Source organism: Streptomyces sp. LS-MS-L19, from assembly GCF_058382285.1.
Genome location: NZ_JBYCLL010000001.1, coordinates 1,536,874 through 1,562,751, shown reverse-complemented (window position 1 = coordinate 1,562,751; position 25,878 = coordinate 1,536,874). Strand labels below are relative to the sequence as shown.

The window sequence follows — 25,878 nt, the reverse complement described above, 5'->3', positions numbered from 1 at the left end:
ACTAGTGCATAATCTGCTTTGTGCTAGGAGGATATCGGATCTCAGGCCGACGCGCAGCGGAGATTGCAGCGAGCGTCGAGGGCGCGGTGGGTGCGGGAGAGCTGGAGCCCGGTCAACTGCTGCCGCCCATGCGGGAGTTGGCCCTGGAGCTGGGCGTGAATCCCAATACGGTCGCGGCCGCGTACCGGACCCTGCGCGAGCGCGGGGTCATCGAGACCGCCGGGCGTCGGGGCAGCCGGGTGCGGTCGAAGCCGGCGACCACGGGGCGCGAGTACATCCGCGTGGAGGTCCCGGACGGCGTGCGGGACGTGGCGAACGGCAACCCGGACCCGGCGCTGCTGCCCCCGCTCGGCCCCGCCTTCGCGGCCGCCGCCGCACAGGGCGACCGGGAGCCGGTCCTGTACGGGGAGGCGACCGTGGATCCCGAGCTGGCGCGGCTCGCCCGCGCGGCACTGGACGCGGACGGCGTCCCGGCCGGTCCGCTCGCCGTGGCCTCCGGGTCCCTCGACGTCATCGAACGCGTCCTGGCCGCCCACCTCAGACCGGGCGACACCGTCGCCGTGGAGGACCCCGGCTGGGGCAGCCTCCTCGACCTGATCCCGGCCCTCGGCCTGCGCATCGCCCCGGTGGGCGTCGACGACGACGGCCCGCACGCCGAGGACGTGCGCCGAGCCCTGGAGTCGGGCGCCCGGGCCCTGATCGTGACGGACCGCGCCCAGAACCCGACCGGCGCCTCGGTGACCGCCGCACGCGCGCGTGCCCTGCGCGCGGTCCTCGCGGACCACCCGGACACCCTCCTGATCGAGGACGACCACGGCCACGGCATCGTCGACCTCCCGCTGCACCCCCTCGCCGGTGTCACCCGGCACTGGGCCTTCGTCCGCTCGGCGGCCAAGGCCTACGGCCCCGACCTGCGGCTGGCCGTCCTCACCGGCGACGAGACCACCGTCGACCGCGTCCACGGCCGGCACCGCCTCGGCCCCGGCTGGGTCAGCCGGATCACCCAGCGGGCCGTGGTGAACCTGTGGGCGGACGGTGTGCTGGACACGGCGAAGGTCGCGGCGGCCTATCGCGAACGCAGGGACCGGCTGATCGGCGCACTGGCGGCCCACGGCGTCGAGGCCCACGGCCGCAGCGGACTGAACGTCTGGATCCCGGTCCCGGACGAGACCGGCGCGGTGGCCCGGCTCCTGCACGCCGGCTGGGCGGTCGCCCCGGGAGCCCGCTTCAGAATGGGCGCGCCCCAGGGAATCCGGGTGACGGTCGCGAGCCTGCAGGCCGATGAGGTTGCCCCCTTGGCGGACGCCGTCGCCAGGGCCGTGGGCCCGGCGCCCGCGCATATCCGCTCGCACCACCGCGTGGAGAGGTGACCCGCATGCTGAACCTGGAGCGCCTTCGCACCCTCGACGCGCTGGCCCGGCTCGGCTCGGTCAGCGGTGCCGCCGAGGGGCTGCACATCACGACGTCGGCGGTCTCGCAGCAGCTGTCCAAGCTGGAGCGCGAGGTCGGCCAGCGACTCCTCGCCAAGAACGGCCGGGGCGTGCGGCTCACCGACGCGGGCCGCCTGCTGGCCGAGCACGCGGCCCGCATCCTGTCCCAGGTCGAACTCGCCCAGTCCGATCTGGAGGCCCAACGCGGCCAGGTGGTGGGTGAGTTGCGGCTCGCAGCCTTCCCGACGGCCGCGCGCGGTCTGTTCCCCGTCGCGCTGGCCGCCCTGCGCTCGACGCATCCGGGACTGCGGATCAGCTCGCGCGAGACGGAGCCCGAACCCGCGATGCTGGCGGTCCTCCGCGGCGGTTACGACCTCGCGGTCGTCCTGGACTGGTACAACAAGCCGCTGCCCGTGCCGGACGGGCTGATGAAGGCGTCGATCGTCGACGACACCGCCGACGTGGCGATGCCCGCGACCCACCGCCACGCGCACCGCGCCGAGGTCGACCTGGAGGACTTCGCCGACGACGACTGGGTCACCTGGGGTGAGAACGAGTTCTGTCACGAGTGGCTGATGCACACCCTGCGCGCCAAGGGCATCGAACCGCGCGTCGCGCACCGCGCGGAGGAACACGCGACCCAACTCGCCCTGGTCGGCGCGGGACTCGGTGTGTGCGTGGCGCCCCGGCTCGGCCGCGGCCCGGTCCCGGACGGGGTGCGGACCGTGCCGGTGCGGCAGTCGGTCAGCCGGCACGTCTACGCGGTGTGGCGTACGGACGCCGACCGCCGCCCGTCGATCCGGGCGGCGGTCGAGGCGCTGAAGTCGGCCGCGCGGCAGGCTGTTTGAGCGCCGGCATTCCGGTTGAGCGCGGCAAGTCCCTTGAGCGCGGCAGCCCTTGGCGGGCGGTCGGCCGTGCGGGCTACACGGACCCCAGCTTGCGGAAGTCCCAGGACACGATCTTCTCCGGGGTCAGCCGTATCCACGCGTGCCGCCCGTCGTGCGGCATCTCCTCCAGGCGGAAGTTCTTGCGGGCGAACAGCGTTTCGGGGACGTCGAGTTCGGCGCACAGCTCGCCGGTGCGCGGGGCCTCGCCCACGAACTCCACGGTCCCGGACAGCTCGACGCCCTGGAGCTCGTCGTACTCCTCACCCGTGTCGACCACGATCGCCACCCGCGGATCGCGCCGCAGATCCGTCCAGCGCTTGCTGCGCACGACGGAGTACAGCCACATCGAGGTGCCGTCCCAGGCGAACCACAGAGTGCTCACGTGCGGGGCACCGTCGGCGGAGACCGTGGCGACCCGGCAGGTGCGCTGGCTGGTGAGGAACTCGTCCAGCTCGCCCGGCGTCATCATGATCTTCCGGCCCCGGCGCTGAGTGACGGTCATGGATCCCCCTCTTTCTCTCACGTCGTGTCAGAGGAGATCCTCTGACATCACGTCAGAAAAGGATGGGTCGTCTTCCGTCCCCACGCAATGGTGGCTACTGTCACCGGCTCCGGCCACCCGTGACTAGGGGGAACCGTGCCGTCGTACGAACAACTCAGCGAGCTCCTCGCTCCCGAGAGCACCGTCCTGCTCACCGTCGAGTGTCAGCAGGGCGTCGTCGGACCGGACAGCGCGCTGCCCGAACTCGCCCAGGAGGCACGGAAGTCGGGCGCGCTCGCCAACATCGCCCGGCTAGTCGCCGCCGCCCACGAGAGCGGGGTGCAGGTGATCCACGCGATCGCCGAACGCCGCCCGGACGGGCGCGGCGCGAACCGCAACGCCCGCCTCTTCCGCGCCGCCGAACGCCTGCCCGTCCAGCAGCTGTCCGGGACCACCGCGGTGCGGGTGGCGGCCCCGATCGAGGTCGGCGAGGAGGACTTCGTCGTACGGCGGCTGCACGGGCTGTCGCCGATCCAGGGCACCGAGGTCGACGCGCTGCTGCGCAACCTCGGCTGCCGCACCCTGGTGGTGACCGGGGTGTCCGCCAACGTGGCCGTGCCGAACGCCGTCTTCGACGCCGTGAACCGCGGTTACACGGTGGTCGTGCCGAGCGACGCCATCGCGGGGGTGCCCTCCGACTACACCCCCGTGATGATCCGCCACACCCTCGCCCTGGTCGCCACGGTCGCGACCACCGACGAGGTGCTGGGCGGACTCGGCCGGCACCGGCGCACGCGGGTCAGGCCAGCGTGATCGAGTCCCCGCTCACGGTGATCTGCGCGGCGGGCAGCGGCTGGGTCGCGGGCCCCTTCTTGACGCTGCCGTCCTCGACCGAGAACTCACTGTTGTGACAGGGGCAGACGATGACGCCCTTGGCCACGCTGCCCACCGCGCAGCCCTGGTGGGTGCACTTGGACGAGAAGGCCTTGAAGGTGCCCGCCGTCGGCTGGGTGACCACCACGCCCTTGTCCTTGAAGATCGTGCCACCGCCCTCGGGGATGTCACTGGTCTTGGCCAGGGCGGTGCCCCCGGAGCCGGACGAGGCGCCGCTGTCGGAGCTCGCCCCGCCGCTGCCCGCGTTCTGGTCGGCCTGGCTGGTGGACGAGTCCGAGGAGTCGCTGTCCGATCCGCAGGCGGTCAGCGCGACGGCGAGCCCCGCCGCGCCCACCGCCGCCACGACGGTACGGCGGGCAGGTGCCGGAACGGATTGAGGCAGTTCGCTGGTCATGCTGAACGTCCTTCCAGTGCGGAATTCATGGAACTGTCCAGTGGTACGGCCGGTCGCCGTCCCCTGTTCAGACGATGTCGAGATCTAAACGTGTTCGAGATCAGACGCCCATAAGCCAGAGCTGTCGCTTCGCTGTCGGCCAGTAACCTGGGGCGATGCTCAAGGAAGCCATCGCGACCCGCTTCATCACGCCCCTGCGGGAGGGCGGCTCGCTGCCGGGTCTCGTCGAGGCCGACGACCACGGGACGTACGTGATCAAGTTCACCGGCGCGGGCCAGGGCCGTAAGACGCTGGTCGCCGAAGTGGTGGCCGGTGAGCTCGCGCGGCGGCTCGGCTTCCGGGTGCCGCGGCTGCTGACCCTCGACCTCGACCCCGACCTGGGGCTCGGTGAACCCGACGAGCGGGTGCAGGAACTGCTGAGGTCCAGCGGCGGCACCAACCTCGGCATGGACTTCCTCTCCGGCGCCCTCGGCTTCGATCCGCTCGCCTTCCCGGTCGGCCCCGAGGAGGCCGGCCGGATCCTCTGGTTCGACGCCCTGGTCAACAACGTCGACCGCTCCTGGCGCAACCCCAACCTGCTGTGGTGGCGGGGCGAGGTGTGGCTCATCGACCACGGCGCGACCATGATCTGGCAGCACAACTGGCCCGGCGCCGAGAAGTCCGCCGCGCGTCCCTACGACGCCTCGGACCACGTCCTGAAGCCGTTCGCGCCGGATGTCGCCGCGGCCGCCGCCGCACTGGCCCCCCGGGTCACCGAGGAGCTGCTCGCCGAGGTCACCGCCGAGATCCCGGACGCCTGGCTGGCGGACGAGCCCGGCTTCGACACCCCGGACGAGCTCAGAAGGGCCTACGCCCGGCCACTGCTCCTGCGGGCCGCCGCGGTCCACGAACGCATCACGGGAATCGAGGGGGACAAGTGACCGAGCGGCACATCCACATGGCCGGCAGTGTGGTCGAACGCCATGTCATCAGGGGTGGGCGGACCAGTGAACGGGACGTCTTCGAGTACGTCCTGCTGCGGGTCGTCCCCCGGATCGAGCGCGGCGAGTGCATCAACGCCGGTGTGCTCGTGTACTGCCGCGCCAAGGCCTACGTCGGCGTGCGCACCCACCTCGACGAGGAGCGGCTGCGGGCGCTCGACCCGGAGGCCGACGTGGCCGGGGTGCGGGCCGCGCTGCGGGCCGTCGAGGCGGTCTGTGCGGGCCGGGAGGACGCCGGACCGGCCGCGCGCGACGACGCCGGACGCCGCTTCCGGTGGCTCGTCGCGCCCCGCTCCACGATCGTCCAGCCAGGCCCCGTGCACACCGGACTCACCCTGGATCCGGCGGCCGAGCCGGACCGCCTGCTCGACCTGCTGGTGAGGTAATGGATCACACCGGTCCCGTGGGACGTTGACACCGCGTGCCAGGGCTTCTAGCGTCACGTCTGCCGAAGGTACTAAGCGGTCGCTCACCGACCGGGTCGGGCCGAACGTTCTCAAGGGCGAGGAGAATCAGCAATGTCCACCACTGAGCAGCGGGTAGCCGTCGTCACCGGTGCCGCGCGCGGCATCGGTGCCGCCACCGCCGTACGACTGGCGGCCGAGGGCCGCGCGGTCGCCGTGATCGACCTCGACGAGGCCGCCTGCAAGGACACCGTGGAGAAGATCACCGCGGCCGGTGGCCGGGCCATCGCCGTCGGCGCCGACGTCTCCGACGAGGCCCAGGTCGAGGCGGCCGTCGCACGCGTGGTCGAGGAGCTCGGCGCGCCGACGATCCTCGTCAACAACGCGGGCGTGCTCCGCGACAACCTGCTGTTCAAGATGAGCGTCTCGGACTGGGACACCGTCCTGAACGTCCACCTGCGCGGCTCCTTCCTGATGACCAAGGCCGTCCAGAAGCACATGGTCGACGCCGGCTTCGGCCGCGTGGTCAACCTGTCCTCCTCCTCGGCGCTCGGCAACCGCGGCCAGGCCAACTACTCCGCCGCCAAGGCCGGTCTCCAGGGCTTCACCAAGACCCTCGCCATCGAGCTCGGCAAGTTCGGCATCACCGCCAACGCCGTCGCGCCCGGCTTCATCGCCACCGACATGACCGCCGCGACCGCCGAGCGCGTGGGCATGGGCTTCGAGGAGTTCAAGGCCGCGGCCGCCACCCAGATCCCGGTGGCGCGCGTGGGCGAGCCCGACGACATCGCCAACGCCATCGCCTTCTTCACCGGCGAGGCGGCCGGGTTCGTATCCGGCCAGGTGCTGTACGTCGCCGGCGGACCGCTCGACTAGGGAAACGGAACCATGACTTCGCAACTCCCCGAGCTCTCGGGCAAGGTCGCGCTCATCACGGGCGCCAGCCGCGGTATCGGTTACGGCGTCGCCGAGGCGCTCGTCGCGCGCGGCGACCGGGTGGTCATCACCGGCCGCAACGAGGACGCCCTCAAGGAGGCCGTCGAACAGCTCGGCTCCGACCGGGCCATCGGTGTCGCGGGCAAGGCGCACGACGAGGCGCACCAGGCCGTCGCCGTCGAGCGCGCCATGGAGGCCTTCGGCCGGGTCGACTTCCTCGTCAACAACGCCGGCACCAACCCGGTGTTCGGGCCGATCGCCGACCTCGACCTCAATGTGGCGCGCAAGGTCTTCGAGACCAACGTGATCTCCGCGCTCGGCTTCGCCCAGAAGACCTGGCACGCCTGGCAGAAGGACAACGGCGGCGCGATCGTCAACATCGCCTCCGTCGCGGGCATCGCGCCCTCGCCCTTCATCGCCGCGTACGGCGTCAGCAAGGCCGCGCTGATCAACCTCACCCAGCAGCTCGCCCACGAGTTCGCGCCGGGCGTGCGGGTCAACGCGATCGCCCCGGCCGTCGTGAAGACCAAGTTCGCCTCCGCCCTGTACGAGGGCCGCGAGGCCGAGGCCGCCGCGTCCTACCCGCTGGCGCGGCTCGGGGTGCCCTCCGACATCGGCGGTGCCGCGGCCTTCCTCACCTCGGCGCAGTCCGACTGGGTCACCGGCCAGACGCTCGTCGTCGACGGCGGCATCTTCCTCAACGCCGGCGTGGGCTGATCGTCGTCACCTCGGCACGGGCGTCCGTTGACACCGACGGCGCCCGTGTCGACGCACAAAAGCCGCACAAAGGCATCACAGGGTCATCACCGATGAGATGATCAGGCCGCCTGTGGACGAACCGGTTGAGTGTGCGTGGCCCTGCGGTATGTTTTGCCGACTCTCGGCACGGCATTTCGAGGAGCGAGCGCGTGTTCATGCGGAACCGATACCTGCCGCCTTTCGCGGCCCTCGTGTCCCTTTCCACGGTGGCCGGATGCGGTGTGTTCTCCTCGGACTCCTCCGACGACGGCAAGACGATCGTCGTGGGAACCACCAGTGCCCCGGCCACGCTGGACCCGGCGGCCTCCTGGGACAACTCCTGGGAGCTGTTCCGCAACGTCTACCAGACACTCCTGAACTACTCGCCCGGCGGCTCCGACCCCGAACCCGACGCCGCCGAGCACTGCGAGTTCACCGACTCGTCGAGCACCGAGTACAGCTGCACGCTGCGCGAGGGGCTGGAGTTCTCCAACGGGCACACCCTGGACGCCAAGGCCGTCAAGTACTCGTTCGACCGGATCAAGAAGATCAACGTCAACGGCGGCCCCGCGGGCCTTCTGGGCACCCTGTCCCGCGTGCAGGTCAAGGGCGACCGCGAGGTCGTCTTCCACCTCAGCCAGCCCGACGCCACCTTCCCCCTGGTGCTCACCACACCCGCCATGTCGATCGTGGATCCCGAGGAGTACTCCGCGACCGCGATCCGCAAGGACGGCAAGATCAGCGGCTCCGGGCCCTACAGCCTCGACTCCTACCAGGAGGGCGAGAAGGCCGAGCTCGTCCGCAACAACAACTACAAGGGCATAGCGGACCTCAAGAACAACGCCGTCACCATCCGCTACTTCCCGCGGTCCGACGAGATGGTCAAGGCCCTCAAGGACAAGGAGATCGCGGTCGTCTACCGCGGACTCGGCGCCTCCGACACCGTCGACATCGAGGTCAACCAGCAGAAGGAGGGGCTCCAGCTCATCGAGAACCCCACCACCGAGATCAGTTACCTGGTCTTCAACCCCAGCGACCCGTGGTCCGCCAAGCCCGCCGTCCGCAAGGCCGTCGCCCAGATCGTCGACCGTCCCGCGCTCGTGCACTACGTCTACAAGGACACCGTCGAACCGCTCTACTCGATGGTCCCGGCCGGACTGACCGGCCACACCACCAGCTTCTTCGACGACTTCGGGGACCCCAGCGTGCCCAAGGCCAAGAAGCTCCTCACGGACGCCGGCATCACCGAGCGTGTCCCGCTGACCCTCTGGTACACCAGCGACCGCTACGGCTCGACGACCAAGCCCGCCTTCGAGGAGCTGAAGAAGCAGCTGGAGGCCTCCGGGCTGTTCCGGATCACCCTCAAGAGCCGCCCGTGGAAGACCTACGTCGAGGGCTACCAGAACGGCGAGTACCCCGTGTTCGGGCGCGGCTGGTTCCCCGACTTCCACGACGCCGACAACTTCATCGCCCCCTTCGTGGGCAAGCAGAACGCCCTCGGCACTCCGTACGACGCCCCCGAGATCACCGGCAAGCTGCTGCCGGAGTCCCGCGCGGAGAGCGACCGCGGGGCCGTGGGGCCGCAGATCGAGGAGGCCCAGCAGGTCTTCGTGGACGACGCACGGCTGGTGCCGCTGTGGCAGGGCAAGCAGTACGTGGCCGCGAACGAGGAGATCGCGGGCCTCGAGAAGGTCATCGACCCGGCGACGATGATGACGATGTGGGAGCTGTACTGGAAGACCAGCTGGTAGGTCCCGGATTCCGGGACGGGCGGCGGCGATTGTCAGTGGGCGCCTGTAGGTTCTGAAGCCTGCAAGTGACCGCACATCGTGAGGAATTGACGTGACCGACATCGCCATGCTGCCCGAGTCCTGGCGCGGGGTTCTGGGTGACGAGCTCCAGCAGCCGTACTTCAAGGAGCTGACGGAGTTCGTCGAGGACGAGCGGGCGAAGGGTCCCGTCTACCCGCCGCGCGAGGAGGTCTTCGCCGCGCTCGACGCGACGCCCTACGACCAGGTGAAGGTCCTGGTCCTCGGCCAGGACCCGTACCACGGCGAGGGCCAGGGACACGGGCTGTGCTTCTCGGTCCGCCCGGGCGTCAAGACCCCGCCCTCCCTCCGGAACATCTACAAGGAGATGAAGGAGGAGCTGGGCCTGGAGATCCCGGACAACGGCTATCTCATGCCGTGGGCCCAGCAGGGCGTCCTGCTGCTCAACGCGGTGCTCACGGTCCGTTCCGGTGAGGCCAACTCCCACAAGGGCAAGGGCTGGGAGAAGTTCACCGACGCGGTGATCCGGGCGGTGGCCGAGCGGCCCGACCCGGCGGTCTTCGTACTGTGGGGCAACTACGCCCAGAAGAAGCTCCCCCTGATCGACGAGAGCCGGCACGTGGTGGTCAAGGGCGCGCACCCCTCCCCGCTCTCGGCCAAGAAGTTCTTCGGCTCCCGCCCGTTCACCCAGATCAACGAGGCGGTCGCGGCGCAGGGCCACGATCCGATCGACTGGACGATCCCGAACCTCGGCTGACGCCCGCCGGCGGGCCGAAGCGACGGGGGACCGGCCGGGAGATTCTGATGGGGGGCGTTCGGCGGGCCGGGGTGTGGATTGCGGTGGCCGTGACCTCGTGGGTGGCCGATGTCGTCGGTGGTCGGGGCCGGCGTCGGCGGATTGGCTCGGTGCCGGTCGGACGTGTCCGGCGCGGGCGAGCGTGGGCTGGTGAGGTGGCCGTAGCGGGGTCCGGCCCGGGGGGAAAGCGGTGATGCCGACCCGTGGGGAGCGATGCGATCAGGGGCTCTGCGCGGGTGCGGCTGACCACGCGCCGCCGACATGACGTCGGTGGTGGTCGGTCCCCGCGGATCGGGCCGGTGCCAGCCGGCTTGGCCCGGGTGCAAGGGGAGCGTGGGCTGGTGAGGTGGTCGTAGCGGGGCACGTGGGCCGGCTCGGGGGAGCGGTGATGCCTGGTCCGTGGGGAGTGACGCGATCTCGCGCTCTGCGCGGGCGCGGCCGATTCTGCCGGAGTCGGTGGTCGCCGTGTCGCAGATGGGCGTAACGGGCCACGCGCCGCCGACGTGAACCGGTGCCCAGGGCCTAGCGTCGAAAGGGACAGCGACACAGCCGAACGAGGCCGGAGGACGCTTTGACGGAGCGACAGGAGATGGCGGCGCCGGATGCCGTGATGACGCGGATCGGGCAGGTCGTCATGCTGTGCCACGCGGGGGACCGCGAGGAGGCCCGGCACCGCTTCCTGGCCCTGTGGGCGGAGCTCGGCGAGGACGGCGACCCGCTGCACCGCTGCACCCTCGCGCACTACATGGCCGACGCCCAGGACGACCCCTGCGACGAGCTCGCCTGGGATCTCAGGGCGCTGACGGCCGCCGAGGAGCTCACCGACGACCGCCTCACCCGTCACGAGGGCGCGCTCGCCGTACGCGCCCTGTATCCCGCGCTGCATCTGAATCTGGCCGCGGACTATGTGCGCCTCGGCCGTACCGACGCCGCCCGCTCGCACGTACGCCGGGCCCGCAGGGCCTCGGCCCACCTCGGCGAGGACGGCTACAGCGACGGGGTACGGGCCGAGATCAGCAGACTCGAGCTGCGGCTCGGCGAAGGGGGAGCGGCCGGTGACGGAGGCTGGGGGCCGCCGCGACAGCAGCCCTGACACCCCGGCGACCGGACGCCCCGGAGCCCGACCGACCGCACCCGGTTCCTCAGCGGCCGTAGGTCTGCTCGCAGATGACCGTCTCGGGGCTGCCCTCCTGCCAGCGGCCGTACTTCCTGCCCAGCGCGCAGACGTCCTGCTGGCTCCTGGGGACCGACTTGGGGATCGACCGGGCCACGTCCGGGATCTCCACGCGCGGCTGCCGGGGATGGCGTACGTCCGGGTGCCGCCGCTCGGGAGGCGCCGGGTGCGCGGGGTGTTCCGGACGGGAGTGGTCCGGCTGGTGGCGCTCCGGTCGTGCGGGGGCCGCAGTCGTCCCCGGTGCGGTGCGTGGTGCGGTTCCGGCCGGCTTCGCCGACCGGGACGCTTCGATCATGGACAGGGCCTCCTGCGCCGGAGCCTGCACGATCTGCGGCTCCGCCTGACCGTCCGGACGGGCGTCCCCCGGGCCCGGCAGCTGCGAAGGCGCCATGGTGGGCGGCGGCCCGGTCACCGGTGGACGCTGGATCGTCACACAGCCGGTGAGGGCCGAGACAGCCACGGTGACCAGGAGCGTTGCGGTAGTCGTGGTTCGATGCACCCGCGTCACTCTGCTGGTTCGGGCGACCCGGGCGACAGCGGACAAGCGGAGGTTGCCCCGCACGGGTGATCTCCGTGCCCATACGGCGTGCTCATGCCTCCCGGTGCTGACGGCACCCGTCGTCTCCGGTGCTGACGCGTTCGCCTCCCGGCGTCGGCCTCACTCGCCGGTGGCACCGTCGATGCGCTCGCGGAGCAGGTCGGCGTGGCCGTTGTGGCGGGCGTACTCCTCGATCATGTGCGTGTAGAGCCAGCGCAGGTTGAAGCGCTCGCCGGTCCGGCGGTGCTTGCCCACGGTGATGTCGTCCAGGCCGAAGCGAGCGGTGTTCTCCCGGGCCCTGCCGATCTCGGCCTGCCAGGTGCCGTACGCCTCCTCCCAGGTGTCGGCCCCGGTGACATGGAACTCGCCGTCCGGGTCGGCCTCGCTGTAGTAGATCGGTCCCGCGTCCTCGTCGGCCAGCACCCGGCGGAACCAGTTGCGCTCCACCTCCGCCATGTGCCGCACCAGGCCCATCAGGGAGAGCGTCGAGGGCTCCACGGAGGCGGTCCTGAGCTGGGCGTCGGTCAGTCCCTCGCACTTCTGGGCAAGGGTGGTGCGGTGGTAGTCCAGCCAGCCTTCCAGGCTGCTGCGTTCGTCGGCGGTGGTGGCGGGTTCGCGGCGCTCGATCGTCATGGCCGCAATCCTCTCCCGGTGAAACCACGCCGACCAACGATTTCCGGGCCGCCGTATGCTTCCGGCAAGACGTCGGCAGACAACCGTTGGGGGAGTCCACGTGAAGGTCGGCTGCATCGGACTCGGCGACATCGCGCAGAAGGCCTATCTGCCGGTGCTCGGCGGCCGGCCGGAGGTCGAACTGCACCTCCAGACCCGGACGCCGGCCACCCTCGCCCGGGTCGCCGACGCCCTGCACCTCCCGGACGCCCGGCGCCACGCCGACCTGGACGCGCTGCTCGCCCAGGATCTCGACGCGGCCTTCGTGCACGCGCCGACGAACGTGCACCCCGACATCGTCACGCGGCTCCTGGAGGCGGGCGTACCGACCTACGTCGACAAGCCGCTCGCCTACGAACTCGCCGACTCGGCACGGTTGGTGGCGCTCGCCGAGGAGCGGAACGTCTCGCTGGCGGTCGGGTTCAACCGGCGGTTCGCGCCCGGGTACGCGCAGTGCGCCGAGCACCCGCGCGAGCTGATCCTCATGCAGAAGAACCGGATCGGGCTCCCGGAGGAGCCGCGCCGGATGATCCTCGACGACTTCATCCACGTCGTCGACACCCTGCGCTTCCTGGTGCCCGGTCCGGTCGACGACGTGACGGTACGCGCGCGCGTGCAGGACGGGCTGCTGCACCACGTCGTGCTCCAGCTCGCCGGGGACGGCTTCACCGCGCTCGGCGTGATGAACCGGCTCAGCGGTTCGGCCGAGGAGATCCTGGAGGTGTCCGGGCAGGACACCAAGCGGCAGGTGCTCAACCTCGCCGAGGTGATCGACCACAAGGGCCAGCCGACCGTGCGGCGGCGCGGCGACTGGGTGCCGGTGGCCCGGCAGCGCGGCATCGAGCAGGTGGTGTTCGCCTTCCTCGACGCCGTGCGCGCGGGAAAGGTGCTCAGCGCCCGGGACGCGCTGGCGACCCATGAGCTGTGCGAGCGGGTGGTACACGCGGTTCAGGAGCGCTCCGCCTGAGCCTGAGCGTGCGCAGCCCGTCGGTGGCGCACCACGCCAGGAGGACCAGCAGGGCCGCGTGCACGGTCCAGTCGCCGAAGCGGACGTACGGCGTGGTGCCGGTGGCCAGCGGTACGTCGTAGACGCGCGAGGTGCTGGCGTCGGTGCCGACCCACCGGCCGACGCGCCGGCCGCTCGCGTCGTAGACGGCGGAGACCCCGGTCAGGGTCGAGTGGACCATGGGGCGGCCCGTCTCGGCGGCGCGCAGGGCGGCGAGCGAGGCGTGCTGTTCGGGAGCCCAGCTGTTCTGGAAGGACGAGGTCGCCGACTGGGCGATCAGCACCTGGGCGCCGTCCTCCGCGAGATGGCGGCTCATGTCGGGGAACGCCGACTCGAAGCACACCATCGGGCCGACCTTCAGATCGTGGCCGACATCCATCACGACCTGCTGGGAGCCGTGCCTGCGGTTCTCGCCGGCCGCCTTGCCGACCGAGGTGGCCCAGCCGAGCAGCGAGCGGGCCGGGATGTACTCGCCGAAGGGGACGAGGCGCATCTTGTCGTAGCGGTCGCCGGTGAGCCCGTCGGGGCCGACGAGCACCGAACTCTTGTAGATGCCCGGCTTGTCGGAGCGGCGGGCGTCCACGTTGACCAGGATGTCGGCGCCGGTCTCCTGGGAGAGCGCCGCGATCCGCTGCGCCAGGTCGGGGCGGTCCCCGAGGTCGAAGCCGACACTGCTCTCGCCCCAGACGACCAGGTCGACGCCCTGCCCGGCGAGGTCGCGGGTCAACTGCTCCTCGCGGGCGAAGCGCTGGTCGGGGCCGCTGATGACACCGGGCTGGACGACCGCGATCCGGGTGCCGCCGCCGGAGTCGGGGCGCGGCGCCCCCACCCAGGCCGCCGAGGTCACCGCGGCCGTCGCGACCAGGCCCGCCACGGCGGGGACCCGGGACGCACGGATCGTCACCAGGACGGCGACACAGACGTTGACGGCCACGACCAGGAAGCTGATCAGCCACACCCCGCCGACCGAGGCCAGCCTGAGCGCCGGTTCGACCTGCCACTGGCTGGCGCCGAGGACGCCCCACGGGCCGCCGAGGCCCTGCCAGGAGCGGACGAGTTCGATGCCGAGCCAGCCCGACGGCAGCACGACGAGGGCGGCGGCGGTCCGGCCGCGTGCGGGCGTCCCGGCCAGGAAGTGCCGGACCAGCGCGCCCCACGGGGCCCACAGCGCGCCCAGCAGGGCGCCGATGACGAAGATGAACACGCTCAGGCTCGGCAGCAGCCAGTGGTGCATCCCCACCATGAAGCCGAAACCGCCGGCCCAGCCGTCGTAGGCCGCCCGTTTCGCCGTCGGCGCCGAGCGGATCAGCGCGATCCACGGGACGAGGGCGACGTAGGCGAACCACCACAGGGAAGGGGCGGGGAACGCGAGGAGGGGCAGGGCGCCCGCCAGCACGGCGACGGTCGTGCGCCGCCACGGGGAGGCGAGCCAGTGGCCGAACGTCTTCATACGGCGCCTCCTACCCCGTGAGTGTCACGGTGATCGTGGGGTTGACCACCCGGCGGGCGTCTCAGTTGATCACAGGTGCCGGCCGCGGGTCGGGCAGACGCCGCCATTTCTCCTGTACGACGACCTCGCGCAGCCGCCAGCCCTCGTCGGTGCGGGTGAGGGCGAAGGCGTAGCGGCCGCCGCAGACGAAGTCCGGGGCGGTGGCGTCCGTGCCGGCGAGGCGCATCGGGTTGATGTAGTCGGCCTGGACGCGGGCGGTGTCGCCGGTGTCCTGGTCGAGGGTGCCGAAGCGGACGCGGCGGTTGACGATCAGGTGCTGCCGCATCGAGAACAGCCCCATGCTGTCCGCGAGCCATGCGGCGACGTTGTGCGCGTCCCCTTCGACCCCGCCCGCGGAGCGGTAGTCGGCCCGTCCGTCGGAGGTGAAGAGTCCCCGGTACGCCTCCCAGTCGCCGTCGTCCACTGCCACGGCGTAGTCGGTGACGAGTGCGTCCACGGCCAGCCGGTCCATCACGGTCGCGAGCTCCACACGCTGCGTCATCGGCTCAGTGTTGGGCATGCGACGAGCGGCGGCTAGGGGCGTGCGGGGACATTCGGAGGGGCGGTGCGGTGGACCTGGGTCAGCGGTCGGCCAGGACGTCCACCGGCCACGCGGCCGAGTGCGGGCCGAATCGGTTCTCGGCCGCGAGGGCGACCAGGCGGGCGTTGCGGGCGTCCGCCTCGGGGCCGTCGGGCACGTGGTAGTCGTGGCCCGCGCGGGCGGAACTGGCCTGCACGGCCGTGGCGGCCGGGACCCGTCTGCGGACGTACCGGTCGAGGGCGTCGGGGACGTCGTCGGGTGCCGCGCCGGTGAGGCAGTCGCCGAGGACGGCCGCGTCCATGATGGCCTGGGCGGCGCCCTGGGCCTGGAACGGCACCATGGCGTGGGCGCTGTCGCCGAGCAGGGTGACTCGGCCGAGGTGCCAGCGGGGGAGCGGGGCGCGGGTGTGGATGCCGTAGCGGAAGACCTGGCCCGCGCGTTCGAGGACGGTCAGCAGGCGGGGGTCCCAGCCGGCGAAGGTGCGCAGCTGCTCGCCGGGTTCCGCCTGCGCGGTCCACGACTCCCGGGCCGCCCGGTCGGTCACGAACACGGCGACGACGTTGAGGAGTTCGCCGCGGCGCAGCCAGTAGTGGACGACGTGCCGTCCCGGGCCGAGCCAGCCGGCGTACTCCGGCAGGTCCAGGTCGGCGACCTCGGCGGCGGGCAGCAGGGCCCGGTAGGCGGCGGTGTGCGAGAACAGCGCCTCGTCCGCGCCGAAGAGCCACTGGCGGGCGGCGGAGCGGATGCCGTCGGCGGCCACGACGAGGTCGGCGTCCAGGTGTTCGCCGGTCGCCGTGGTCACCCGGGCCGACCTCTCGTCCTGATCGATCCCCACCACGGCGGTGCCCAGGCGCAGAGATCCGGGCGGTACGGCGGCGACGAGGGCCTGTTGGAGGTCGGAGCGGTGGACCTGGAGGTAGGGCGCCCCGAACTCCTCCTCCGCCGCACGGCCGATGACGTAGCGGCAGATCTCGGAGCCGTCGGACCAGGTGCGGAAGCTCACGTGGGCGGGGCGGGTGGACTGCCGCGCGACGGCGTCGAGGAGGTCCAACCGGCGCAGTACGCGGGTGGCGTTGGGGGCGAGCTGGATGCCGGCGCCGATCTCGGTGAGCCGCCGTGACTGCTCGACGAGCGTCACGTCATGGCCGGCCCGGCGCAGGCTCAGTGTCGCGGTCAGTCCTCCGATACCGGCGCCCACGACGATCGCTCTCATGGCGGGACCTCACTTCGAGGGGGACTCGAGGGTGGGTCCGGGCAGGGTATCCGAGAGAACTCCGGGGCTGTACACAGTGTTTCGGCCTGGGTGCGGCCCGGTTCAGGCCGCTTCGATGATGTCGGCGCGGATGGCGGCCGCCCATTCGACCACCAACAGCTCGTACTCCGCGCGCTCCTGGGGGGACAGGGTGCCGCCGGCGCGCATCCAGAGCGCGCGGATCTGCTCGTTCACGTCAGCAGCGGACCGCACGGAACCAGGGGTCACGGAATCGGGGGACATGCGCACCAGCCTAGGCGCAAGAACTGACAGTCCGCTACCGGACGGCTACGCAGAACGTATGCGATGCGTCACGGGAACCAAGGGCTGTGAGGGAGGTGTTCGGTCCCCGTGTGCCTCAGCCCGCCGACTCCGCCGCGTGGGGGCTCAGAACGCCCGCCGTGACCAGGGCGATGATGACGATGCCGAGGGCGATGCGGTACCAGACGAAGGGCATGAAGCTCTTGTGGGAGATCCACTTCATGAACCACGCGATGACCGCATATCCCGTCGCGAAGGCGATCACCGTGGCGAAGATCGTGGGGCCCCACGAGACGTGGTCGCTCTCCATCGCGTCCTTCAACTCGAAGAGACCGGATGCGAGGACGGCCGGGATGGCGAGGAGGAAGGAGTAACGGGCCGCGGACTCGCGCTTGTAGCCCATGAAGAGGCCGCCGCTGATGGTCGCGCCGGAGCGGGAGACACCGGGGATGAGGGCCATGGACTGGCAGAAGCCGTAGATCAGGCCGTCCTTGACGCCGAGGTCCTCAAGTCCCTTGCGCTGCTTGGGCGCCCGGTGCTTGCCCCCGGTCTCGTCCCGCGCCGCGAGCCGGTCGGCGACGCCGATCACGATGCCGACGACGATCAACATCGTGGCGGTGATGCGCAGATCGCGGAACGGCCCCTCGATCTGGTCCTTGAACAGCAGCCCCAGCACACCGATCGGGATCGAGCCCACGATCACCAGCCAGCCCATCTGGGCGTCGTGGTCGCTCCGCAGCTCCTTGTTCACCAGGGAGCGGCTCCATGTCGAGATGATCCGCCCGATGTCCTTGCGGAAGTAGATCAGCACGGCGGCCTCGGTGCCGATCTGCGTGATCGCGGTGAAGGCCGCCCCGGGGTCCTTCCAGCCCGAGAAGGCCGCGGTCAGGCGCAGGTGCGCGCTGGAGGAGACGGGAAGGAACTCGGTCAGCCCCTGGACGAGTCCGAGGATGAGTGATTCGAACCAAGACATGAAGTTACGGCGTCCAAGTGCTGGTCGTGTGAGGGGAGTCGGGCGCGCCACATCACCGGGAGCGGTGATCGGGGTGCGAGGGCAGCGTAGCGTCCCGCGGTGACGGCTCCGGCACAGGGGCGGTCAGGCGGCCGTCGGCCCGCTCACCGTCCAGCCGGGGGCCTGCGGATGGGACGTCAGGTCCTCGTGGGCCACCACGCTCCCGCAGACCGAGCAGCAGACCACCGGCAGCAGTTCGTGGCCGCAGCTGTGCTCGACGACCATGGGCCGGTCGTCCTCCCCGCGCAGGTGCCGGTCGCCCCACGCCATGAGGGTCAGCAGTACCGGCTCCAGCTCCAGACCCGCCTGCGTGGGCCGGTACTCGAAGCGCTGCGGCCGCTCGCTGTAGACCCGCTTGGTGAGGATCCCGGCGTCCACGAGCCGGCGCAGCCGGGTGGCCAGGATGTCGCGCGGGGCCCCGATGTTGCGGACGAGCTGGTCGAAGCGGCCGTTGCCCAGGCAGACCTCCCGCAACACGAGCAGGGAGTACTTCTCGCCGACGAGCGTCAGGGCGTCGGCGATCGAGCAGGGTCGCGGGTCCTTGGTGGCGGGCATGCGCCCAGTCTAGGGGAGGGTTTGTTTTTCCAACTCACCGAGTTATGGTGAGTTTGGATTTCCTACTCACTGGTAGCCGTGGAGGGCCCCAGCATGCGTGACGCAGTGATCGTCGAAGCCGTACGCACTCCCATCGGCAAGGGCAAGCCGAACGGCGCCCTCGCACACGTGCACCCCGTCGAACTCCTCGCCCACACCCTGCGCACCCTCGTGGAGCGCTCCGGCGTCGACCCGGCGCTCATCGACGACGTCATCGGCGGCACCGTCGACCAGGTCGGCGAGCAGGCCATGAACACCACCCGCTACGCGGCCCTGTCGGCCGGCTTCCCGGAGACCGTCCCGGCGACCACCGTGGACCGGCAGTGCGGTTCCTCCCAGCAGGCCGTGCACTTCGCCGCCCAGGGCGTCATCGCGGGCGCGTACGACATCGTCGTGGCCTGCGGGGTCGAGTCGATGAGCCGGGTGCCGATGTGGTCGAACGTCCCCGAGGGCAAGGACCCCTTCGGCCCCGGGATCGCCGAACGCTACAAGGAGGGCCTGGTCCCCCAGGGCATCAGCGCGGAGCTCATCGCCGCCAAGTGGTCGATCACCCGCGAGCAGATGGACGCGTTCGCCGTCTCCTCCCACCACAAGGCCGCCGCGGCCTGGGAGAAGGGCCTCTTCGACGCCGAGGTGGCACCTCTGGACGGTGTCTCCCGCGACGAGTGCGTCCGCCCGGGCAGCACTCCCGAGATCCTCGCCGGGCTCAAGCCCGCCTACTACGACCCGAACTTCGCCGAGCGCTTCCCCCAGATCGACTGGAGCGTCACGGCGGGCAACGCGAGCCCGATCAACGACGGCGCCTCGGCGGTCCTGATCATGTCCGGCGAGACCGCCGAACGTCTGGGCCTGCGCCCCCTGGCCCGGCTCCACAGCTTCGCCGTCACCGGCTCCGACCCGATCCTCATGCTCACCGGTGTCGTCCCGGCCACGGAGAAGGTCCTGCGCCGCGCGAACCTCACGATCGACGACATCGACCTCTTCGAGGTCAACGAGGCCTTCTCCAGCGTGGTCCTGGCCTGGCAGCAGGAGACGGGGGCGGACCTGTCCAAGGTGAACGTGCACGGGGGCGCGATCGCGCTGGGGCACCCCCTGGGCGCGAGCGGCACCCGCCTGACGACGACGCTGGTGCACGCGATGCGGGAGCGAGGGGCGCGCTACGGGCTCCAGACCATGTGCGAGGCGGGCGGCCTGGCCAACGCGATGATCCTGGAGAGGCTCTGATCAGCGCCCTTAGGGGCGCGGGGGACTGCGCGACCAGCCACGACGCCGCCGCACTCGCCGGACGGCCGTCCGAGGCAGTCTCAGCCGCGCAACGCGTGCCGCTTGCGCCAGGCCACCACGACCCCCGCCAGCCCCGGCAGGGCAATCGCCGCCATGGCGATCAGAAACGCCGGTGACGTGGGCGCCGAAGCCCGCGCGCCCGCCACGACGTACGCGGCGGTGTTCGGTATGGACCCGAGCGCCGTCGCGGCCAGGAACGGCACGTACCCCATCCGGGACACCGCGGCGCAGTAGTTCGCCGCCCAGAACGGCACCCCGGGAAACAGCCGGGCCGCCAGCATCGACCGGAACCCGTGCCGGCTGAGCTGCCCGTCCGCGGCCTTCAGCCACCGCCCCCGCAGCAGCGGCCGCAGCGCGTCCTGCCCGAGCACCCGGCCGAGACCGAAGGCGAGCCCCGCGCCGAGCACCGTGCCGGCGAGCGCCGAGGCGAGCCCGAGCTGTGATCCGAAGAGCGCGCCCGCGGCGAGGTTCAGCAGCGGGCGCGGCACGAACGCGACCGTGCACAGCCCGTACGCCACCCCGAACACGACCGCGGCCGCGATCCCGCCGAGCTGGGGCGGCCAGCCGTCCGAGAGCAGTCTCTGCGGCTCGAAGAGCAGAACCGTGGTGGCGGCGCCCGCGAGCAGGGCGACCAGCAGGGAGAGCCGGGACCACGGCGACAGCAGCACTCTCGTGCAGCGGGCGGTGAGACCCACCGGAGCGGGGACGGGGAGAGCGAGCTCCGTGGCGATGGCCGGGGGAGTGGCCGTGGCGGTGCCCCCAGAGCGGGTGGTGGCATCGAGCATCCAGTGACGGTAACCGACACCGAGGGGTGATCGCCGTACGGATGCCGTCGGTTGTGCGGACGAACGGCGACGGGAGGTCGCAAAAAACCGTTCGACGTGGGACGACGCATCGGACATGATCTGCGTCATGTTCCGGTACGCCTTCGCTCTCGCAGCATCCGCAGTCGCGGATGCGCCGAAGGCTGCCGTTCCCGTTTTCCCGGCCGCCGCCGACGGCGCCCGAAGCTGACCCTTCCCGGACAGTCCGGCGGACCCCGCAGGGGGAGGGTCGGCGAGTCCTCGGGGTCCCCGTTCTTCCACGAACACGAAGAGGCTTCGAGGTATCGCCATGTCCAAAACCGCTTACGTGCGCACCAAGCCGCACCTGAACATCGGCACGATGGGTCACGTCGACCACGGCAAGACCACCCTGACCGCCGCCATCACCAAGGTCCTCGCCGAGCGCGGCAGCGGCACGTTCGTGCCGTTCGACCGCATCGACCGGGCCCCGGAGGAGGCCGCGCGCGGCATCACCATCAACATCGCGCACGTCGAGTACGAGACCGACACCCGGCACTACGCGCACGTCGACATGCCCGGCCACGCCGACTACGTCAAGAACATGGTCACCGGGGCGGCGCAGCTCGACGGGGCGATCCTCGTCGTCTCCGCGCTCGACGGGATCATGCCGCAGACCGCCGAACACGTGCTGCTCGCCCGGCAGGTGGGCGTCGACCACATCGTGGTCGCCCTCAACAAGGCGGACGGCGCCGACGAGGAGCTGGTCGAGCTCGTCGAGCTGGAGGTCCGTGAACTGCTCACCGCGCACGGCTACGGCGGCGACGCCGTGCCCGTCGTACGGGTATCGGGGCTCAAGGCCCTGGAGGGGGACCCGCGTTGGACGGCGTCGATCGAGGCGCTGCTCGACGCGGTGGACACGTACGTCCCGATGCCGGAGCGGTATGTGGACGCGCCGTTCCTGCTGCCCGTCGAGAACGTGCTGACCATCACCGGCCGGGGGACCGTGGTGACCGGGGCGATCGAGCGGGGCACCGTGCGGGTGGGTGACCGGGTCGAAGTGCTGGGGGCCGCCGTGGAGACGGTGGTGACCGGGGTCGAGACCTTCGGCAAGCCGATGGAGGAGGCGCAGGCCGGGGACAACGTGGCGCTGCTGCTGCGGGGCGTTCCGCGGGACGCCGTACGCCGTGGGCATGTCGTGGCCGCGCCGGGCAGTGTGGTGCCGAGTCGTCGCTTCACCGCGCAGGTGTATGTGCTGTCGGCGCGGGAGGGCGGGCGTACGACGCCCGTCTCCACCGGGTACCGGCCGCAGTTCTACATCCGTACGGCGGATGTGGTGGGGGACGTCGACCTCGGTGAGGTCGCCGTCGCGCGGCCCGGGGAGCGGGTCGTCATGACCGTGGAGCTGGGTCGGGACGTGCCGCTCGAGGCGGGTCTCGGGTTCGCCATCCGTGAGGGTGGACGGACCGTGGGGGCGGGGACCGTGACCGCCGTCTCGTAGGGGTGGCTGGTGTGCGTGGGGGGCTGCGGGCCTGTTGTGGCTGGTCGCGCCCGCGCGGCGGAGCCGCAGATCGATACAGCCCCGCGCCCCTCAGTCGGCACACTGGACCTGTGAATGACTCGATACCCGTCGCCAAGGCCACCGATTTCGGCTTCGCCAAGCTCATGCCCGACGTGGACCGGGAGCGGGCCTGGTTGTTGACCGTGGACGGGGCTCCGCAGTCGTACGTGGACCTCGATGAGCCCACGCATCTGGAGTTCGAGTACGCCCGGCGGCTCGGGCATGTGCTGGACCTCGTCGGGGAGGCGGGGCGGGCGCTGGACGTCGTGCACCTCGGCGGGGGTGCGATGACGCTCCCGCGGTATCTGGCGGCCACCCGGCCGGGGTCGCGGCAGGACGTCGTCGAGTTCGACCGGGGCCTGCTGGAACTGGTCGTCGAGCAGCTGCCGCTTCCGGACGGGGCGGGAATCGCGGTGCACGCCGCCGACGCCCGGAGGTGGCTGGAAAAGGCTCCGGCCGACTCCGCCGACGTACTCGTCGCCGACGTCTTCGGGGGGTCGCGGGTTCCCGCGCAGCTGACGTCCCTGGAGTACGCCCGTGAGGCCGCGCGGGTGCTCCGGGGCGACGGGGTCTATCTCGCGAACCTCGCCGACTCCGCGCCCTTCGCGTTCCTGCGGTCCCAACTCGCCAATTTCGCCGAGGTCTTCGAGGAGCTCGTGCTGATCGCCGAGCCCGCGGTGCTGCGGGGGCGGCGGTTCGGGAACGCGGTGCTCGTCGCCGCGCGCCGGCCGTTCGACACGGCGGCGCTGGCTCGGCGTACGGCGGCCGACGCCTTTCCCGCGCGGGTCGAACACGGGGACGGGCTGCGGACGTTCATGGTGGGGGCGCGGCCGGTGTCGGACGCGGACGCCGTGGCCTCACCCGAGCCCCCCGACGGGGCGTTCGGCATCGGCTGAGTCGCTGGGCGTGACCTGGGTGACCTGCTTGGTGTTCCGGCGCAGGTCGCGGACGTCCGGTACGCACAGCACGGCCGCGGTGACCGCCGCGATCAGGCCCGAGCAGCCCCACAGGGCCGCGGTGCGTCCGAACGCCGACTCCGCGGGGCCGGCCAGCGCCGCCGCGAGCGGCATGAGGGCGACCGAGCCGAACCAGTCGTAGGCCGAGACACGGGAGAGCTTGTCCTCGGGTATCTCCTGGTGGAGGGCGGTCATCCAGGAGACGCCGAACACCTCGACGGTCGCGCCCGCCACGAACATCGCCGTGCACAGCAGGGGCACCGAAACCGGTACGGCCAGCGCGGCGGAGGGCAGCGCCAGCGGGAACACGCACAGGATGCCGACGAACAGCAGCCGCCGCGGCTTCCAGCGGGTCATCAGGAGGGCGCCGACGACCGTGCCCGCGCCGAAGAAGCCGAGCGCCACGCCCCAGGGGCCCGCCCCGCCCAGGTGGTCCCGGGCGACGAGCGGCCCGTAGACCGCGTCGGCCGCGCCCAGGACCGCGTTGGCCACGGAGAACTGGAGGACGATGCCCCACAGCCACGGCCGCCCCGCGACCTCGCGCCAGCCGTCGCGCAGGTCGGCGAGCATGCCCGCGCCCGGCACGCGGGCCGGGATGTGACTGACGTCGAGGAAGGAACGCAGGGAACCGGCGAGCGCGAAAGCGACGGCGTCGGCCGCGAGGACCCAGCCCGGGCCGACCGCGGCGACCATCGCGCCGCCGAGCGCGGCACCGCCCAGTGCCGCGCCCTGCATCGCCATCCGGAAGACCGCGAAGGCACGGCCGGCCTGTTCGCCGCTCACCGAGGACAGCAGCATGCCCTCGGCCGCCGGGCTGAAGAACGCCTGCCCGGTGCCGCCCAGCGCGGTCAGCAGCATCATCTGCCACAGCCGGGGCTCGCCGGCCAGGACCAGGACGGCGAACGCGCCCTGGGAGAGGCAGTTGAGGGTGTTGGCCGCGACCATCACACGGTGCCGGGGCAGCCGGTCGGCCACCGCGCCGCCGATCAGCAGGAACACCACCAGCGGCAGGGTGCGGGCGGCGGCCACCAGTCCCACGTCACCGCCGTCGCCGCCCGCCTCCAGTACGGCGAACGCGGCGGCGATCAGGGCGCCGTTGCTGCCGAGGTTCGTCACGAACGCGGCGACGGTCAGCAGGCCGTAGTTGCGGCTCGCCCAGGCGGGACCGCGGGTGCGGGAGGAGTCGGCGGAGGGGGTCACCGGCCGACTATCGCCGCCGGGGGCCCGCCTTGCCAAACCTTTTGCGGTTCGGATGCCGCAGGAGAAGAGACGGCGATCACGGGGACCGGCGCTGTCCGCGATGGCTACCCATGGGTAACATCGCGGCATGAGCGCAGACCAGATGTCCGTCGGCGAGATGCTCGCCGCCACCGTGCCCATGGTGCGGACCCTGAACCTCGAGTTCCTGGAGACCGGCCCGGAGAAGGTCGTGGTGGCCCTCCCCGACCAGGGCGAGTTCCACAACCATGTCGGCGGACCGCACGCCGGGGCGATGTTCACGCTCGCCGAGTCGGCCAGCGGGGCCGTCGTCCTGGCCGCGTTCGGCGACCAGCTCTCGCGCGCGGTACCGCTCGCCGTCAACGCGGAGATCGCCTACCGCAAGCTCGCGATGGGCGCGGTGACCGCCACGGCGACCCTGGGGCGCCCGGCTGAGGAGGTCGTCGCCGAACTGGACGCCGGGCAGCGCCCCGAGTTCCCGGTCACGATCGAGATCCGCCGCGCGGACGGGGCGGTCACCGGTGAGATGACGGTGGTGTGGACCCTGCGGCCCAACGGCTGAGTCCCGTCCGGCGGGTGAGCGCGGGGTCTCCCGCACCCCTCGCTCAGGCCGCCGTCCGCCCGCGTCCGACCCCTTCGCCGTCCTCCAGCCCGGCCGCGAACTCCTTCAGCCAGGCGATGAACCCCGGGCCCAGGTCGTCGCGGGCGCAGGCCAGGCGGACCACGGTGCGGAGGTAGTCCGCCTTGTCGCCGGTGTCGTAGCGCAGGCCGTCGAAGACGACGCCGTGGACCGTGCCGGTGGTCGCGAGGGTCTGGAGGGCGTCGGTGAGCTGGATCTCGCCGCCGCGGCCCGGCGGGGTGCGCTCCAGGACGTCGAAGACCGCCGGGTCGAGGACATAGCGGCCGATGACCGCGTAGGCACTGGGCGCGGTGTCGGGGGACGGCTTCTCCACGAGCCCGGTCACCCGGACCAGGCCCTCCTCGGCCGTCGGCTCCACGGCCGCACAGCCGTAGAGCCGGATCTGCTCGCGCGGCACCTCCATGAGCGCGACCACACTCCCGGCGTACCGCGCGCGGACGTCGAGCATCGTGCTGAGCAGCGTCTCGCGCGGGTCGATCAGGTCGTCCCCGAGCAGGACGGCGAAGGGCTGGTCGCCGACGTGCCGGCGGGCGCAGAGCACCGCGTGGCCGAGGCCGAGCGGTTCGCCCTGCCGGATGTGGTGGATGTCGGCGAGACGGGCCGGGTCGCGCACCGCGTCCAGGCGTATCGCGTCGCCCTTGGCCGCGAGGGCCTGCTCCAGCTCGAAGGCGTTGTCGAAGTGGTCCTCGATGGCCCGCTTGTGGCGGCCGGTGACCATCAGTACGTCGTCGAGCCCGGCCGCCGCGGCCTCCTCGACGACGTACTGGATGGCCGGCTTGTCGACGACCGGGAGCATCTCCTTGGGCGTCGCCTTGGTCGCCGGCAGGAACCGGGTGCCGAGCCCGGCGGCTGGGACGACCGCCTTGCGGACCGTGCGGGCGGTGGCGGCGGCCGTAGTGGGCGGGGGCGTGGTGGTCGGGTGGGGGACGATCATGCGGATCATGCTGCGGTACCGGGATGAGAGCGCACCCGGAGCGGCCTGGGAGCTCCCTGTGGACCGCGCGTGGAGGCTTTGGGGACTTGGAGATTTCGTGTGCCAAGGATCCGGCGGCGTACACAACTTGAGGCCGACGCCCCACTTGTTTTCGAAAACGGGTGCGGATACCCGCGGTAACTTTTCTGAAGCGGCCTCTTTTTGAACATGGGTCACTCGAACTTCTTGTTACCCCTGCATCAATTGTGCGAAGGT

General features: G+C 71.5%; 28 protein-coding genes. 15 read left to right on the top strand and 13 right to left on the bottom strand.

The window, feature by feature from the left end:
* The first annotated feature begins 20 nt into the window (after window positions 1–20).
* Both AC2XR2_RS06785 and AC2XR2_RS06780 read left to right on the top strand, forming a co-directional pair.
* Window positions 21–1,370, top strand: a complete 1,350-nt coding sequence (locus tag AC2XR2_RS06785) for an aminotransferase class I/II-fold pyridoxal phosphate-dependent enzyme (RefSeq protein WP_449348562.1) — start codon at window positions 21–23, stop codon at window positions 1,368–1,370.
* Window positions 1,371–1,375: 5 nt separating this feature from the next.
* Window positions 1,376–2,278, top strand: a complete 903-nt coding sequence (locus AC2XR2_RS06780) for a LysR family transcriptional regulator (RefSeq protein WP_491514573.1) — start codon at window positions 1,376–1,378, stop codon at window positions 2,276–2,278.
* 73 nt (window positions 2,279–2,351) lie between these two features.
* On the opposite strand, the gene AC2XR2_RS06775 is transcribed toward AC2XR2_RS06780, so the two are convergent.
* Window positions 2,352–2,819, bottom strand: a complete 468-nt coding sequence (locus AC2XR2_RS06775) for a pyridoxamine 5'-phosphate oxidase family protein (protein WP_330268305.1) — start codon at window positions 2,817–2,819, stop codon at window positions 2,352–2,354.
* 135 nt (window positions 2,820–2,954) lie between these two features.
* Between AC2XR2_RS06775 and AC2XR2_RS06770 the strand changes: the two genes are divergently transcribed.
* Window positions 2,955–3,611, top strand: a complete 657-nt coding sequence (locus AC2XR2_RS06770) for a cysteine hydrolase family protein (protein WP_381300801.1) — start codon at window positions 2,955–2,957, stop codon at window positions 3,609–3,611.
* Here the strand turns inward: AC2XR2_RS06770 and AC2XR2_RS06765 are convergent.
* Entirely contained in the window at window positions 3,598–4,086 is a 489-nt protein-coding gene (locus AC2XR2_RS06765; protein ID WP_449348565.1) for a Rieske (2Fe-2S) protein, read from the bottom strand. The two genes, AC2XR2_RS06770 and AC2XR2_RS06765, sit on opposite strands and share 14 nt — an antisense overlap.
* 155 nt (window positions 4,087–4,241) lie before the next feature.
* On the opposite strand from AC2XR2_RS06765, the gene AC2XR2_RS06760 reads away from it, so the two are divergent.
* The 7 genes from AC2XR2_RS06760 to AC2XR2_RS06730 all read left to right on the top strand — a co-directional run bounded on the left by AC2XR2_RS06760 (window position 4,242) and on the right by AC2XR2_RS06730 (window position 10,802).
* Complete coding sequence (locus AC2XR2_RS06760; protein ID WP_491514572.1) at window positions 4,242–5,006, top strand: HipA family kinase; 765 nt, start codon at window positions 4,242–4,244, stop codon at window positions 5,004–5,006.
* On the top strand, window positions 5,003–5,452 hold the full coding sequence (locus AC2XR2_RS06755; RefSeq protein ID WP_381300796.1) for a DUF3037 domain-containing protein: 450 nt from the start codon (window positions 5,003–5,005) through the stop codon (window positions 5,450–5,452). Before AC2XR2_RS06760 ends, AC2XR2_RS06755 begins: the two co-directional genes overlap by 4 nt.
* Window positions 5,453–5,584: 132 nt before the next feature.
* Window positions 5,585–6,346, top strand: coding sequence for a 3-oxoacyl-ACP reductase FabG (gene fabG, locus AC2XR2_RS06750; protein ID WP_330268310.1), 762 nt, complete (start codon window positions 5,585–5,587; stop codon window positions 6,344–6,346).
* Between the two features lie 12 nt (window positions 6,347–6,358).
* Entirely contained in the window at window positions 6,359–7,123 is a 765-nt protein-coding gene (locus AC2XR2_RS06745) for an SDR family oxidoreductase (RefSeq protein WP_381300792.1), read from the top strand.
* A 191-nt stretch (window positions 7,124–7,314) separates the two neighbouring features.
* Entirely contained in the window at window positions 7,315–8,895 is a 1,581-nt protein-coding gene (locus AC2XR2_RS06740; protein ID WP_381300791.1) for an ABC transporter substrate-binding protein, read from the top strand.
* A gap of 91 nt (window positions 8,896–8,986) precedes the next feature.
* A complete protein-coding gene (locus tag AC2XR2_RS06735) occupies window positions 8,987–9,670 on the top strand; it encodes a uracil-DNA glycosylase (protein WP_381300790.1) in 684 nt (227 codons plus the stop codon).
* Window positions 9,671–10,280: 610 nt separating this feature from the next.
* Entirely contained in the window at window positions 10,281–10,802 is a 522-nt protein-coding gene (locus tag AC2XR2_RS06730; protein ID WP_491514571.1) for a hypothetical protein, read from the top strand.
* A gap of 49 nt (window positions 10,803–10,851) precedes the next feature.
* On the opposite strand, the gene AC2XR2_RS06725 is transcribed toward AC2XR2_RS06730, so the two are convergent.
* Together AC2XR2_RS06725 and AC2XR2_RS06720 are read right to left on the bottom strand one after the other, a co-directional pair.
* On the bottom strand, window positions 10,852–11,343 hold the full coding sequence (locus tag AC2XR2_RS06725) for a hypothetical protein (protein WP_449348567.1): 492 nt from the start codon (window positions 11,341–11,343) through the stop codon (window positions 10,852–10,854).
* Window positions 11,344–11,541: 198 nt separating this feature from the next.
* On the bottom strand, window positions 11,542–12,054 hold the full coding sequence (locus AC2XR2_RS06720; protein ID WP_381300786.1) for a DinB family protein: 513 nt from the start codon (window positions 12,052–12,054) through the stop codon (window positions 11,542–11,544).
* 100 nt (window positions 12,055–12,154) lie between these two features.
* On the opposite strand from AC2XR2_RS06720, the gene AC2XR2_RS06715 reads away from it, so the two are divergent.
* The gene (locus AC2XR2_RS06715; RefSeq protein ID WP_381300785.1) at window positions 12,155–13,060 is read left to right on the top strand and encodes a Gfo/Idh/MocA family protein; all 906 of its coding nucleotides are present in this window, start codon (window positions 12,155–12,157) and stop codon (window positions 13,058–13,060) included.
* On the opposite strand, the gene lnt is transcribed toward AC2XR2_RS06715, so the two are convergent.
* The 6 genes from lnt to AC2XR2_RS06685 form a co-directional block, all read right to left on the bottom strand.
* Entirely contained in the window at window positions 12,984–14,549 is a 1,566-nt protein-coding gene (gene lnt / locus AC2XR2_RS06710) for an apolipoprotein N-acyltransferase (protein WP_491514570.1), read from the bottom strand. The genes AC2XR2_RS06715 and lnt overlap by 77 nt on opposite strands.
* Before the next feature lie 61 nt (window positions 14,550–14,610).
* Complete coding sequence (locus tag AC2XR2_RS06705) at window positions 14,611–15,090, bottom strand: nuclear transport factor 2 family protein (RefSeq protein WP_449348570.1); 480 nt, start codon at window positions 15,088–15,090, stop codon at window positions 14,611–14,613.
* Window positions 15,091–15,169: 79 nt separating this feature from the next.
* Window positions 15,170–16,342, bottom strand: coding sequence for an FAD-dependent monooxygenase (locus tag AC2XR2_RS06700; RefSeq protein WP_491514569.1), 1,173 nt, complete (start codon window positions 16,340–16,342; stop codon window positions 15,170–15,172).
* A 102-nt stretch (window positions 16,343–16,444) separates the two neighbouring features.
* Window positions 16,445–16,624, bottom strand: a complete 180-nt coding sequence (locus AC2XR2_RS06695) for a hypothetical protein (protein WP_491514568.1) — start codon at window positions 16,622–16,624, stop codon at window positions 16,445–16,447.
* A 115-nt stretch (window positions 16,625–16,739) separates the two neighbouring features.
* Window positions 16,740–17,615: an undecaprenyl-diphosphate phosphatase gene (locus tag AC2XR2_RS06690; RefSeq protein ID WP_330268321.1), complete on the bottom strand. Its 876-nt coding sequence runs from the start codon at window positions 17,613–17,615 to the stop codon at window positions 16,740–16,742.
* Window positions 17,616–17,738: 123 nt separating this feature from the next.
* The gene (locus AC2XR2_RS06685; RefSeq protein WP_491514567.1) at window positions 17,739–18,209 is read right to left on the bottom strand and encodes a winged helix-turn-helix transcriptional regulator; all 471 of its coding nucleotides are present in this window, start codon (window positions 18,207–18,209) and stop codon (window positions 17,739–17,741) included.
* A 93-nt stretch (window positions 18,210–18,302) separates the two neighbouring features.
* On the opposite strand from AC2XR2_RS06685, the gene AC2XR2_RS06680 reads away from it, so the two are divergent.
* A complete protein-coding gene (locus tag AC2XR2_RS06680; RefSeq protein WP_491514566.1) occupies window positions 18,303–19,472 on the top strand; it encodes a thiolase family protein in 1,170 nt (389 codons plus the stop codon).
* Between the two features lie 80 nt (window positions 19,473–19,552).
* On the opposite strand, the gene AC2XR2_RS06675 is transcribed toward AC2XR2_RS06680, so the two are convergent.
* Complete coding sequence (locus AC2XR2_RS06675) at window positions 19,553–20,317, bottom strand: TVP38/TMEM64 family protein (protein ID WP_330268324.1); 765 nt, start codon at window positions 20,315–20,317, stop codon at window positions 19,553–19,555.
* Window positions 20,318–20,645: 328 nt separating this feature from the next.
* On the opposite strand from AC2XR2_RS06675, the gene tuf reads away from it, so the two are divergent.
* On the top strand, window positions 20,646–21,815 hold the full coding sequence (gene tuf / locus AC2XR2_RS06670) for an elongation factor Tu (protein WP_330268325.1): 1,170 nt from the start codon (window positions 20,646–20,648) through the stop codon (window positions 21,813–21,815).
* A gap of 110 nt (window positions 21,816–21,925) precedes the next feature.
* Window positions 21,926–22,771, top strand: coding sequence for a spermidine synthase (locus tag AC2XR2_RS06665; protein WP_491514565.1), 846 nt, complete (start codon window positions 21,926–21,928; stop codon window positions 22,769–22,771).
* On the opposite strand, the gene AC2XR2_RS06660 is transcribed toward AC2XR2_RS06665, so the two are convergent.
* On the bottom strand, window positions 22,733–24,031 hold the full coding sequence (locus AC2XR2_RS06660; protein WP_449348573.1) for an MFS transporter: 1,299 nt from the start codon (window positions 24,029–24,031) through the stop codon (window positions 22,733–22,735). The two genes, AC2XR2_RS06665 and AC2XR2_RS06660, sit on opposite strands and share 39 nt — an antisense overlap.
* A gap of 142 nt (window positions 24,032–24,173) precedes the next feature.
* On the opposite strand from AC2XR2_RS06660, the gene AC2XR2_RS06655 reads away from it, so the two are divergent.
* A complete protein-coding gene (locus tag AC2XR2_RS06655) occupies window positions 24,174–24,611 on the top strand; it encodes a DUF4442 domain-containing protein (protein ID WP_330269791.1) in 438 nt (145 codons plus the stop codon).
* Window positions 24,612–24,654: 43 nt separating this feature from the next.
* Here AC2XR2_RS06655 and galU read toward each other — a convergent pair whose 3' ends face one another.
* Window positions 24,655–25,623 carry a UTP--glucose-1-phosphate uridylyltransferase GalU gene (gene galU, locus AC2XR2_RS06650; protein ID WP_491514564.1) on the bottom strand — a complete coding sequence of 323 codons (969 nt, stop codon included), beginning with the start codon at window positions 25,621–25,623 and terminating at the stop codon, window positions 24,655–24,657.
* Between the last annotated feature and the right edge of the window lie 255 nt (window positions 25,624–25,878).

Excerpts from the sequence above, each read along its gene's own strand:
- AC2XR2_RS06690 (WP_330268321.1), bottom strand. The coding sequence starts at position 17,615 with ATGTCTTGGTTCGAATCACTCATCCTCGGACTCGTCCAGGGGCTGACC.
- AC2XR2_RS06760 (WP_491514572.1), top strand. The coding sequence starts at position 4,242 with ATGCTCAAGGAAGCCATCGCGACCCGCTTCATCACGCCCCTGCGGGAG.
- AC2XR2_RS06745 (WP_381300792.1), top strand. The coding sequence starts at position 6,359 with ATGACTTCGCAACTCCCCGAGCTCTCGGGCAAGGTCGCGCTCATCACG.
- AC2XR2_RS06765 (WP_449348565.1), bottom strand. The coding sequence starts at position 4,086 with ATGACCAGCGAACTGCCTCAATCCGTTCCGGCACCTGCCCGCCGTACC.
- AC2XR2_RS06720 (WP_381300786.1), bottom strand. The coding sequence starts at position 12,054 with ATGACGATCGAGCGCCGCGAACCCGCCACCACCGCCGACGAACGCAGC.
- AC2XR2_RS06685 (WP_491514567.1), bottom strand. The coding sequence starts at position 18,209 with ATGCCCGCCACCAAGGACCCGCGACCCTGCTCGATCGCCGACGCCCTG.
- lnt (WP_491514570.1), bottom strand. The coding sequence starts at position 14,549 with ATGAAGACGTTCGGCCACTGGCTCGCCTCCCCGTGGCGGCGCACGACC.
- AC2XR2_RS06775 (WP_330268305.1), bottom strand. The coding sequence starts at position 2,819 with ATGACCGTCACTCAGCGCCGGGGCCGGAAGATCATGATGACGCCGGGC.
- AC2XR2_RS06780 (WP_491514573.1), top strand. The coding sequence starts at position 1,376 with ATGCTGAACCTGGAGCGCCTTCGCACCCTCGACGCGCTGGCCCGGCTC.
- tuf (WP_330268325.1), top strand. The coding sequence starts at position 20,646 with ATGTCCAAAACCGCTTACGTGCGCACCAAGCCGCACCTGAACATCGGC.
- AC2XR2_RS06700 (WP_491514569.1), bottom strand. The coding sequence starts at position 16,342 with ATGAGAGCGATCGTCGTGGGCGCCGGTATCGGAGGACTGACCGCGACA.
- galU (WP_491514564.1), bottom strand. The coding sequence starts at position 25,623 with ATGATCGTCCCCCACCCGACCACCACGCCCCCGCCCACTACGGCCGCC.
- AC2XR2_RS06655 (WP_330269791.1), top strand. The coding sequence starts at position 24,174 with ATGTCCGTCGGCGAGATGCTCGCCGCCACCGTGCCCATGGTGCGGACC.
- fabG (WP_330268310.1), top strand. The coding sequence starts at position 5,585 with ATGTCCACCACTGAGCAGCGGGTAGCCGTCGTCACCGGTGCCGCGCGC.
- AC2XR2_RS06680 (WP_491514566.1), top strand. The coding sequence starts at position 18,303 with ATGCGTGACGCAGTGATCGTCGAAGCCGTACGCACTCCCATCGGCAAG.
- AC2XR2_RS06675 (WP_330268324.1), bottom strand. The coding sequence starts at position 20,317 with ATGCTCGATGCCACCACCCGCTCTGGGGGCACCGCCACGGCCACTCCC.
- AC2XR2_RS06695 (WP_491514568.1), bottom strand. The coding sequence starts at position 16,624 with ATGTCCCCCGATTCCGTGACCCCTGGTTCCGTGCGGTCCGCTGCTGAC.
- AC2XR2_RS06705 (WP_449348570.1), bottom strand. The coding sequence starts at position 15,090 with ATGACGCAGCGTGTGGAGCTCGCGACCGTGATGGACCGGCTGGCCGTG.